This window comes from Micromonospora sp. NPDC050980, assembly GCF_040653835.1.
GTDB lineage: Bacteria > Actinomycetota > Actinomycetes > Mycobacteriales > Micromonosporaceae > Micromonospora.
Genome location: NZ_JBFAGS010000004.1, coordinates 137,454 through 148,390 on the forward strand (window position 1 = coordinate 137,454; position 10,937 = coordinate 148,390).

Genomic DNA, 10,937 nt, shown 5'->3' on the forward strand with positions numbered 1-10,937 from the left:
CCCGCCGGCCCTCACACCCCCAGCAGCGTGCGCAGGTGCCGCGGCGGCGGGCAGTCGTGCGCCAGCATCGAGTCGTGCCAGTCGCGTGCCGCCACCCCCGCCGGCCGAGCCGCGGCGATGTCCGCCATCTCGCTGTAGCCGACGAAGTAGGTGGAGAGCTGGGTGGAGGTGAGCAGCGCGCGCCGCCATTTCCCGGTCGCCTCGCCCTCCTCCTGGAAGCCCCGCCCGGTCATCAGCGCCAGCGCGTCGGCCTCGGAAAGGTCGTCGCAGTGCACGAGCTGGTCGAGCAGCGCGTTGATGGTCATCCGGAGCTGCATCTTGAGCTGCTGCAACCGCACCGGCAGCCCACCGAAACCCAGCCCGGCCATCAGCTCCTCGGTGTAGACCGCCCAACCCTCGATGAACACGCCGGATTCGGTGAGCGCGCGCACCCGGGTCGGGCCGGCGTAGCGGCGGGCGTGGGCGAGCTGGAGGAAATGACCGGGCATCGCCTCGTGCACGGTCAGGTTGCGGATCATGTGGTCGTTGTATTCCCGGTAGAACGACTCGACCCGCCGCGCCGGCCAGTCCGCCGGGGTCGGCGCGATGCAGTAGAACGTCGGCACGTCGGCCGTTTCCAGCGGACCCGGCGCGTCGCAGTAGGCCACCGCCACGCCCCGGGCGAACTCCGGCATCTCCTGGATCACGCACGGATCGTCGACCAGGCTCACCAGATCGTGGTGGCGGACGAAGTCGCTCGCCTCGTCGAGCGTCACCGACGCCAGGTCCACTATGGTGGCGTCGTCCGGGTGCTCCGCGGCGAGCAGGCCCAGCGCGCGGCGTACCGTCTCGTCGTCGGCCGGACCACCGACCAGCTCGACCGCCGCCGCCCGGATCTCGTCGGTGACCCGGTCGAGGTTGGCCCACGCGCGGCGCTGCACCTCGGCGGCGCTCAGCTCGGTGTCGAGCGTGTGCCACAGCCGCGCCTCCCAGCGCCGCCGGCCCAACCGCGGGTCGCGACCCGGGCCGGCGTCCGCCGCCAGCCCCGCCCGCAGCCACCCCACGAACTCGTCGAGCGCGGCGATCGCGGCGGTGGCCGCCGGCCCCACCCGACCCCGCAGCGCCGGCGCCTGCGCGAGCAACGCCGGGACCTCGTCGCGAATCAGCGCCGCCGCGCCGGCGAACTGCCCGACCGCCGTCTCGGCGTGCACCCGCGGCATGTCCCGCAGCGTCGCGCGCGCGGTCGCCAGCGCATCGGGTACGGCATCGAGGCGCCCGGCGAGGTGGCCGAGTCGCTCGTCGACCGGGGCGTAGGGGCGGGCCAGCAACGCGTGCAGCAGCGGACCCGGGTTGTGCCGCAGCGGGTCCCACTCGTGGCCGCGGATCTCGGTGGCCTCGAACAGCCCGCGGTCGACCAGGCTGCTGAGCAGCGCGTGGTCGACGCCCTCGTCGACGTCGAGCACGTCCGGGTCGATCTCGGCGAGCGCGTCGGCCGCGTCGCGCAGCATCGCCTGGTCGGCGGCGAGCGCGTCGGCGGAGAGGTCGGGCAGGCGGTCGTCGTAGCGGTGGTCCCCGGCGGACGTGGCCAACCCGGGCCGGCTCTCCAGCAACGCCTCCACGATCCGCTCGGCGAGCGGTCCGAACGCTTCCATCCCCGAACCCTACCCACCATCACGCCTCGGCGCGGCTGCGAGATCTTGGTACGAAACGGTCCTTCCAGGGGCACTTCCGTACCAGGATCTTCAGGTTTCCGGCGTGGCGGGTTCGGCGGCGCGGACGGCGTCGGCGTAGGCCAGGGCGGCGCGACGCAACGCGGCCTCCGGATCGATGCCGGCCTGCCGGGCGGCGGCCACCGTGGCCAGCAGGCTCGCGCCGAGCCGGGCCTCCGGATCCACCTGCGACCCGGCCAGCGGCGGCGGCACGGCCAGCCCCACCCGGCCGGCGCGGTCCAGGATCTTCGCGGCCAGCGCGAGCGCGGGCTGACTCAACGCGATCCCGTCGAGCACCGAGGCGCGGGTCTTCTCCGCCCGCTTGATCCGCTCCCAGTTGGCCTCGATCTCCTCGATGGTGCCGGCCGGCTCGCCGGCGAACACGTGCGGGTTGCGCCGCACCATCTTGTCGACCAGGCCGCCGGCCACGTCGTCGACGGTCCAGCTCTTCCCCTCCGGGAGGTTCTCGGCCAGCCGGGCGTGCAGCAGCACCTGGAGCAGCACGTCCCCCAACTCCTCGCGCAGCGAGTCGGTGTCGTCGGCGCTTATCGCGTCGTACGCCTCGTAGCACTCCTCCAGCAGGAACGCGGCCAGGCTGCGGTGGGTCTGCGCCCGCTTCCACGGGTCACCTCCCGGGGAGGCCAGCCGGTCCATCACCTCGACCGCGTCGAGCAGCCGGGCGCCCGGCGGGTCCCAGGAGCCGTACATCAGCTCCAGCTCGGCCAGGGACGGTTCGCGGGCCAGCCGCAGCCCCAACTCCCGGGCGAGCGCATCGTCGCCGGCCGGGCCGGCCAGCCAGACCGCGCCGCCGTGCGTGGCGGCGGCGTCGAGCAGCGCCTGCGTCGCGCCCTCGGTCATCACGCGCACCTCGACGCCGGCCGTCCGCACCGCCCGGGTCAGCTCGCCGTCGACGCCGGTGAGGACCGGCGCGGAGCGTACGGCGTCCCAGGCGGCCGAGGTCAACAGGCCGGCCGGCAGCCGGGGCGAGGTGACCAGCAGGACGATGCGCGCGGTCATGCGCCGGGCGCCGCCGACGGCTCGACCACCGGCACCGACTCGCCGGTCTCCGGCTCCGGGGTGGAGATGTCGGTGACCGACGACCCCGGCTCGCCCAGCGGCACGGAGACCGCCGGCACGTCGCCCTTGAAGGTGAGCACCGGGAAGGCCAGCGGACGGTAGCGCGGGTTGACCGAGACGTCGTAGCCGTCGATCGCGTCGGCGAGCGCCTTGCGGGTGGCCAGCGCGGAGCGGAGCTGATCACCGTCGAGCTGGCCGGCGGCGTCGGCGTCGGACACGTTCGGCGGGATGGCGCCGGCGGCCCGGCCGGCGGCGATCACCGCGGCCAGTTCCTCCTTCGTGGGGGCGGTCGACTCACCGACCGGCACGCCGGAGACGCAGGTGTAGAACTCGGCGACCCGCTTCGGGTACGCCGCGTCGGCGGGCAGCCCGGTCTGCTGGGCCACCTGCTCTGCGGTCACCTGGTTCTTCGGCTGGTAGCCCCGGTCGGCGGAGAGCTCCCTGCACACGTCCGACAGCACCAGGGTGGCGACCACCTGGTCTCGGGGCGGCAGCAGCGCGTCGGCCTGCGGTGCGGTGGCCGGCTGGCTGGCCAGGCCGTCCCGGACCTCGTCGAGAATCGAGCTGACCTGATCCTCGGTGACGCGGTGGTCACCGATGTAGGCGGCGACCCCCGGCTCGGTGCGGCAACCGGAGAGGGCGACGAGGCCGACCGCCACGCTGGCGACGGCGACAAGACGGCGTACACGCATGCCGGTCACTCTCTCACGCCCCGAACCCGGCTGTGACGCCGCCCACCTCACCGCGCCCCCGCCTCCGCCGGGACCGGCTCACCCAGAACATCCTTGAGGAGCTGGGCGCACCACTGGAGCAGCGCCTGGTCGCGCAGCGGCTCGCCGCCGACCCGCCGGATGCTCGGCCGGGGCACGCTCACCTGGTCGAGCGCCTGCTTGTAGACCGAATCCGGGTGGTAGCGCTTGAGCCGCATCTGCTTCGAGTCGGGCAGCGGCAGCGGACCGAACCGGATGTGCTTGCCCTGCATCGACACGTCGGCCAGGCCGTAGCGGCGGGCCAGCAGCCGGAAGTTCGCCACCGCCACCAGGTTCTGCACCGGCGCGGGCGGCTCGCCGTAGCGGTCGGTCATCTCGGCCACCACCTCGCCCAGCCGCTCCGCGTCGCGGGCCTCGGCCAGCTTGCGGTACATCTCCAGGCGCAGCCGCTCCACCCCGACGTAGTCGTGCGGCAGGTGCGCGTCGATCGGCAGGTCGATCTTGACGTCGGTCTCCTCCTCGGTGCTCTCACCCTTGAAGGCGGACACCGCCTCGCCGACCATCCGGACGTACAGGTCGAAGCCGACGCCCTCGATGTGGCCGGACTGCTCACCGCCGAGCAGGTTGCCGGCGCCCCGGATCTCCAGGTCCTTCATCGCCACGTACATGCCGGCGCCCAGCTCGGTGTGCTGGGCGATGGTGGCCAGCCGCTCGTGCGCGTGCTCGGTGAGCGGCTTCTCCGGCGGGTAGAGAAAGTAGGCGTACGCGCGTTCCCGGCCCCGGCCGACCCGGCCCCGGATCTGGTGCAGCTGGGCCAGGCCGAGCAGGTCGGCGCGTTCCACGATCAGCGTGTTGGCGTTCGGGATGTCGATGCCCGACTCGACGATCGTGGTGCAGACCAGGACGTCGAACTCCTTCTCCCAGAAGCCGACCATCACCTTCTCCAGCGCCTCCTCGCCCATCTGGCCGTGCGCCACCGCGACCCGGGCCTCGGGCACCAGCTCGCGGATCCGGCGTGCCGCCCTGTCGATCGACTCGACCCGGTTGTGCAGGTAGAACACCTGACCGTCGCGCAGCAGCTCGCGGTGGATGGAGGCGGCCACCTGCCGGTCGTCGTACGCCCCGACGAACGTCAGCACCGGGTGCCGCTCCTCGGGCGGGGTGGCGATGGTGGACATCTCCCGGATGCCGGTGATCGCCATCTCCAGCGTCCGCGGGATCGGGGTGGCCGACATGGCGAGCACGTCGACCGAGGCGCGCAGCGTCTTCAGGTGCTCCTTGTGCTCGACGCCGAAACGCTGCTCCTCGTCGATGATGACCAGCCCGAGGGACTTGAACCGGGTGGCCGCCTGGAGCAGCCGGTGGGTGCCGATGACGATGTCGACGCTGCCGTCGGCCACCATCTCCAACGTCCGCTCGGACTCCTTCGCGGTCTGGAACCGGGAGAGCTGCCGGATGTTGACCGGGAACTGGCTCATCCGCTCGGCGAACGTGTTGTAGTGCTGCTGCACCAGCAGCGTGGTGGGCACCAGCACGGCCACCTGCTTGCCGTCCTGCACCGCCTTGAACGCCGCCCGCACCGCGATCTCGGTCTTGCCGTAGCCGACGTCGCCGCAGATCAGCCGGTCCATCGGGACGGTCTGCTCCATGTCCCGCTTGACCTCCTCGATGGCGGCCATCTGGTCGGGCGTCTCCTGCCAGGGGAACGCGTCCTCCAACTCCCGCTGCCACGGGGTGTCCGGGCCGAAGTTGTGCCCCTTGGACGCCTTGCGGGCGGCGTAGAGCTGAATGAGCTGGGCGGCGATCTCCCGGACCGCCTTGCGCGCCCGGGCCTTGGACTTCTGCCAGTCCGAGCCGCCCATCTTGTGCAGCGTGGGCTGCTCGCCGCCGACGTAGCGGGAGAGCTGGTCGAGCTGGTCGGTGGGGACGAAGAGGCGGTCGCCGGGCTGGCCGCGCTTGCTCGCCGCGTATTCGATCACCAGGTATTCCCGGCTGGCGCCGTTGACGGTGCGCTGCACCAGCTCGACGTAGCGGCCGATGCCGTGCTGCTCGTGCACCACGAAGTCGCCGGCCCGCAGTTCGAGGGGATCGATGGTGTTGCGCCGCCGGCTGGGCATCTTGCGCATGTCGCGGGTGGAGGTGCCCCGGCCGCCGGTGACGTCGTTGCCGGTCAGCAGCACGAACCGCGACGCCTCGTCGACGAAGCCCGCGGTCAGGCAGCCGCAGGAGACGAGCAGCTCGCCGGGGGCGGGCGCGGTGGGCACCTCCTCGGTGAGCCGGGCGCCGAGGCCGGCGTCGCGGAGCACCTCGACGGCCCGCTGGGCGGGACCGTGCCCCTCGAAGACGAGCGCGATCGACCAGCCCTCGCCGGCCCAACGCTTCAGGTCGTCGACCACCCGGGCGGTCTCGCCGTGATAGAGCGGGGCCGGCTGGGCGGCGAGGCTCACCGCGATGGCGTCGTCGGGCGTGACGTCGACCTCTGCGGGCGCGTCCTCCCACGGCTGCCGGGCCGGCGCGGCCTCTTCGACCATAATTCGGCCTCCGCGCCGGTAGCCGGCGCTCCGGACCGAATGAGGGTCGGCCTCGACCAGGCCGAACGGGGCGAGCGTCCACCAGGGCTGGCGCAGGGCGCGGGCTGTCGTGCGTACCTCGGCCAGGGTCTTGAAGGCGGCGGCGCCGAGGTCGACCGGGGCCTGGCCGCCGACGGCGGCTGCGGCCCAGCTCGCCTGGAGGAACTCCTCCGAGGTACGGACCAGGTCGTGCGCCCGGGTGCGGATGCGCTCCGGGTCGCAGAGCAGCACGTGGGTGCCGGCCGGCATGCAGTCGACGAGCAGCTCCAGCGCGTCGGCGCCGATCAGCGCCGGGGCGAGGGACTCCATGCCCTCGACCGGGATGCCCTCGGCCAGTTTGTCGAGGATCTCGGCCAGCTCGGGGTGTTCGGCGGCGAGCGCGGCGGCCCGCTTCCGCACCGACGGGGTGAGCAGCAGCTCGCGGCACGGCGGCGCCCAGAGCTGCGGCACGCCTTCGATGGTGCGCTGGTCGGCGACGGCGAAGGTGCGGATCTCCTCCACCTCGTCGCCCCAGAATTCGACCCGGGACGGGTGCTCGTCGGTGGGCGGGAAGACGTCCAGGATGCCGCCGCGCACGGCGTACTCGCCGCGCTTGGTGACCAGGTCGACCCGGGCGTACGCCATGTCGGTGAGCCGGCGGGCCACCTGGTCCAGGTCGGCCTCTTCGCCGGCGGCGAGCTGCACCGGCTCCAGGTCACCGAGGCCCTTGAGCTGCGGTTGGAGCAGCGACCGGACCGGTGCCACGACCACCCGCAGCGGCCCGCTGCGCCCCTGCGCGTCGGCGGAGTCGGGGTGGGCCAGCCGGCGCAGCACGGCGAGCCGCCGCCCGACCGTGTCGGAGCGCGGCGAGAGCCGCTCGTGCGGCAGCGTCTCCCAGGACGGGAAGACCGCCACCTGCTCCGGCGGCAGCAGGCTGCCCAGCGCCGAGACCAGGTCGTCGGCCTCGCGGGTAGTGGCGGTGACCGCGAGCACCGGCCGCCCGCCCCCCTGCTCGTCGGCGGCGACGGCGGCCACGGCGAACGGGCGCAGCGCGGCCGGTGCGGTGAGGTCGAGCCCGTCGACCTGGGCGGCACCGGAGCGCGCCAGGTCACGCGCCCGGGCCAGCCCGGGGTCGGCCAGGGCGGCGGCGAAGAGTCCGGTGAGCATCAGTGATCACTTCCAGCGCTTGACACACGACGACGACCCCGCGCCCAACCGGACGGGGGTCCCACCCGACCCTATCCCCTCCGACCCCACCCCCGGGTGCGCCGCTGATGCACGGAAAGAGTGGCCTTCGGCGCGCGGATGGGCGCTGTTTCCGTGAATCAGCGGCGCTTCTTGACGAGTGGCGAGGGGCGTGGTGGGTTGGGGTGTGGGTGAGGGTGAGTATCGGGCGGTCTTCGACGCCGAGGTGGTCTTTGTCAACGGGGGCGGGCTGCGTACCGACGGGTTCCGGCTGGACGTGCCCGGCCCCGGGATCACCGACGACGAGTTGAGGGCGCTGCTCGTGCGGCACCTCGGGCTGCTCATGGTCGGCGAGGTGCGGATCAGCAACCGGACCGTGGTCGAGGAGGCGCACAAGGGCGGGCGCGGCGTCGGCCGTGCGCCGTCCGGCGGGCGGCGGCTGGTGGAGCTGAGCCACGACATCACCGACGGCCTGGTCACGCTGCCCGGCTGGCCGGCCCCCCGGATCACCGACTGGCTGACCCGGGAGGCGTCCCGCGAGCGGTACGCGCCGGGTGTCGAGTTCCACGTCGGCCGCATCGACATGATCGCCAACACCGGCACGTACGTCGACACGCCGTCGCACCGCTTCGCCGACGGACCCGACCTGACCGGGGTACCGCTGGACCGGCTGGCCGACCTGCCCGGCCTGGTGGTCCGCGTACCCGCCGGCACCCGGGCGGTGGACCGCCTGCTGCTCGCCCCCTACCAGGTGGCCGGGCAGGCGGTGCTGCTGCACACCGGCTGGGACGCGCACTTCGGCACCGACCGGTATGCCGCACCGCAGGCGCCGTACCTGACCGGCGACGGGGCCTCCTGGCTGGTGGAGGCCGGCGCGGCGCTGGTCGGCATCGACTCGATCAACATCGACGACATGACCCCGGCGGCGGCCGGCGAGCGCCCGGCGCACACCGGGCTGCTGGCCGCCGGCATCCCGATCGTGGAGCACCTGACCGGCCTGGACGCGCTGCCGCCGACCGGTTTCCGGTTCACCGCCGCCCCGCCGCGGGTGGCCGGCATGGGCACCTTCCCGGTCCGCGCCTTCGCCGTAGTCTGACGGCTCCACCCGGTGAGTGGAACGCGATAGGTGTCAAACGGGAGCCGAGACACCCATGGCGTTCCACCGACGGCATCCAGGTGCAGCGGGTGGAACGTCATGGGTGTCAAAACCGTCTCGTGACAGCCATCGCGTTCCACCGACCCGCGTGGTGCGTGGCGAGGTGGTCAGGCGGCGTGGACGGCCGGCGAGGTCAGGCGGCGGAGCAGGCGCCGGGACGCGCGGGCCAGCACCCCGGACCGGGGCAGGTCTAGCGGCCACCGCTCGACCTCCGCGCCGGCGGAGAACTCCAGCAGCAGGCCAGACGCCGAGGTCGGGCCGACGTCCATCCGCCACAGGCCGACGCCGGCCTGGATCACCGCGCGGTCAGTAGCGCACCGCGATCCGCTGTTCGACCGCGTCGACCCGGATCTCCCCGCCGTACGGGATGATCAACTGCGGGTCGGTGTGGCCGAGGTCGACGTCGAAGACCACCACCGGGTCGTCGACGTACGGGCCGATCGCCCGCAGGATCGCCGCCCGCTGCTCCTCGCCCCAGGCCAGCCGCTCCGCCACCGACAGCGGCCGGTCGAAGTTCCATGCCTTGGGCCGGCCCACCACGATCGCCGGGAAGCCGGCGAGCAGGCCGCGCTCGCCCAGGTTCCGCACGATCCGGAACACCTCCTGAGCCGGCGGCATCTCCTGCGAGGTCTCCATGAGCAGCACCGCGCCGGCCAGTTCGGCGGCGGACGGCACCCGGCCGGCGGCGGCCAGCCAGTGCAGGATCTCCAGGTTGCCGCCCCAGGTGCCGCCCTGGACCATCCGGGCCGGCCCGTGCCAGCGCCAGCCCTCGCCCGGAACCATCGGCGGTTCCTCGGTGAGCGTCGCCGGGTCGCGCCAGTCGAGCGTCTCGTCGCCCCACTCGGCGGCCGGGGTCAGGTCGTACCAGTCGGAGGTGAACAGCGCCGCGCGCAGCGAGTCGAGGGTGAGCGGGTGCGGTCGGCCGGGCCGGCCGAGGTGCACCAGCACCGAGCCGCCGTGATAGGCGACGACCCCCAGCCGGTGCAGGTGGTTGAGCAGGTTGGTGTTGTCGGAATAGCCGAAGTAGGGCTTCGGGTTGGCCCGCAGCACCTCGTCGTCGAGGAACGGGGTGACCGTGATCAGGTCGTCCCCGCCGACGGTGGCGAGCACCGCGGTGACCGTCGGGTCGGCGAACGCGGCGGTCAGGTCGCGGGCCCGGTCCCGCGGGTCGGCGCCCATCTGCCGGGTGGTCGGATATTCCACCGGTTCCAACCCCAGCTCGTCGCGGAGGCGGCGCAGGCCCAGCTCGTACACGTGGGGAAAGAGACCGGGCAGACCGGCGGAGGGTGAGACGACCGCGACCCGGTCGCCCGGTCGCGGCTTGACGGGGTAGCGCGGCGTCGTCATGATCCGACGCTATCGGCGCGCACCAGCGATTTCCGCCGCACAAAACCCGCAAATAGGGCACATGCCAGCAATAGGCTGGGCCGGTGAACGACGAGCCGGAGCTGCGGACCCGGGACTGGCTGCCCCGCACGGCGGCGCTGGTGCTCGGCACCCTCGCGCTCGCCAGCGCGTTCATCGCCGCCTACGTCGGCGCGCTGCACAAGCCGGACCCGAAGGACGTGCCGGTCGCCGTGGTCACCACCGACCAGCAGGCCCAGGCCGTGATGTCGGCCGTCCGCGCCCGCACCGACACCATCAAACCCGTCGGGTACGACAGCCGGGCCCGCGCCGTCGACGGCCTGAACGACCGGTCGGTGTACGCGGTGCTCAGCTCCGCCCCCGGCGGGCTGACCCTGGCCGCGGCCAGCGCCGGCGCGCCCGCCGCCACCGAACTCGTCACCGACGTGTTCACCGAGGCCGCCCGGCAGGCCGGCCTGCCGCTGCAGGTCACCGACGAGGTGCCGGTCTCCGACGGCGACCCGCGCGGCCTGGTCCCGTTCTATCTGGCGGTCGGCGTGGTGCTCGGCGGCTACCTGGCGTCCACCGCGCTCGGCATCTCGCTCGGCACCAGCCCGCGCGGCCTGCGCCGGGCCGGGTTGCGGATCGCCACCCTCGCGGTGCACTCCGTCCTGCTCGGCATCATCGGCGCACTCCTGGTCGGGCCGGTGCTCGACGTGTTCGACCACGACGTCGGAACCATCGCGGTGATCGGCGCGCTGGCCGCGTTCGCGGCCGGAATGGTCGCGGCGGCCGTGCAGGCGTGGCTCGGGCTGCTCGGCACCGGCATCGTGATCCTGCTGCTGGTGGTGCTCGGCAACCCCGGCTCCGGCGGCATCTACGCGCCCGAGTTCCTGCCCACCTTCCTGCGCGGCATGCACCGCTGGAACGTGCCCGGTCTCACCACCGACCTGCTCAAGTCCGCGGTCTACTTCGACTGGCGCGGCGGCGGATGGGCGCTGGTCGGGCTGCTGGTCTGGATCGCCGTCGGCCTGGTCGGGCTGCTCACCGCCACGCTGTTCCGGGCCCGCCGGCGGGCCGCCCGGACCGGTCCGGGACGGCACGCGGTCGCCGGGGGGTGACCGGCCGGCGCGTCCCAGAGTGCAGATCATCACGCCGTCCCCCTCCTGCCGTCAGGGCTCACGCGGATACCATCCAGAGGAGTCGGACAGCGCTGTCCTTCGTCCTC

At 73.4% G+C, this 10,937-nt stretch carries 8 protein-coding genes; 2 read left to right on the forward strand and 6 right to left on the reverse strand.

The window, feature by feature from the left end:
- Window positions 1-11: 11 nt before the first annotated feature.
- The 4 genes from AB0H28_RS08990 to mfd all read right to left on the reverse strand — a co-directional run bounded on the left by AB0H28_RS08990 (window position 12) and on the right by mfd (window position 7,191).
- The gene (locus tag AB0H28_RS08990; protein WP_358036196.1) at window positions 12-1,631 is read right to left on the reverse strand and encodes a DUF885 domain-containing protein; all 1,620 of its coding nucleotides are present in this window, start codon (window positions 1,629-1,631) and stop codon (window positions 12-14) included.
- Between the two features lie 90 nt (window positions 1,632-1,721).
- Window positions 1,722-2,705: a nucleoside triphosphate pyrophosphohydrolase gene (locus tag AB0H28_RS08995; RefSeq protein ID WP_358036198.1), complete on the reverse strand. Its 984-nt coding sequence runs from the start codon at window positions 2,703-2,705 to the stop codon at window positions 1,722-1,724.
- The gene (locus AB0H28_RS09000) at window positions 2,702-3,457 is read right to left on the reverse strand and encodes a hypothetical protein (RefSeq protein WP_358036200.1); all 756 of its coding nucleotides are present in this window, start codon (window positions 3,455-3,457) and stop codon (window positions 2,702-2,704) included. The genes AB0H28_RS08995 and AB0H28_RS09000 overlap by 4 nt, the downstream gene beginning before the upstream one ends.
- Window positions 3,458-3,504: 47 nt before the next feature.
- Window positions 3,505-7,191 (reverse strand): transcription-repair coupling factor, encoded by a 3,687-nt coding sequence (mfd, locus tag AB0H28_RS09005; protein WP_358036202.1) that lies wholly within the window; start codon window positions 7,189-7,191, stop codon window positions 3,505-3,507.
- Between the two features lie 205 nt (window positions 7,192-7,396).
- Between mfd and AB0H28_RS09010 the strand changes: the two genes are divergently transcribed.
- Window positions 7,397-8,305: a cyclase family protein gene (locus tag AB0H28_RS09010; RefSeq protein WP_358036204.1), complete on the forward strand. Its 909-nt coding sequence runs from the start codon at window positions 7,397-7,399 to the stop codon at window positions 8,303-8,305.
- A gap of 167 nt (window positions 8,306-8,472) precedes the next feature.
- Here AB0H28_RS09010 and AB0H28_RS09015 read toward each other — a convergent pair whose 3' ends face one another.
- Together AB0H28_RS09015 and AB0H28_RS09020 are read right to left on the reverse strand one after the other, a co-directional pair.
- Window positions 8,473-8,664: a hypothetical protein gene (locus AB0H28_RS09015; protein WP_358036206.1), complete on the reverse strand. Its 192-nt coding sequence runs from the start codon at window positions 8,662-8,664 to the stop codon at window positions 8,473-8,475.
- A gap of 7 nt (window positions 8,665-8,671) precedes the next feature.
- A complete protein-coding gene (locus AB0H28_RS09020; protein ID WP_358036208.1) occupies window positions 8,672-9,712 on the reverse strand; it encodes a S66 peptidase family protein in 1,041 nt (346 codons plus the stop codon).
- A gap of 83 nt (window positions 9,713-9,795) precedes the next feature.
- Here AB0H28_RS09020 and AB0H28_RS09025 point away from each other — a divergent pair, with 83 nt between their 5' ends.
- Window positions 9,796-10,830 carry a hypothetical protein gene (locus tag AB0H28_RS09025; RefSeq protein ID WP_358036210.1) on the forward strand — a complete coding sequence of 345 codons (1,035 nt, stop codon included), beginning with the start codon at window positions 9,796-9,798 and terminating at the stop codon, window positions 10,828-10,830.
- Window positions 10,831-10,937 lie beyond the last annotated feature (107 nt).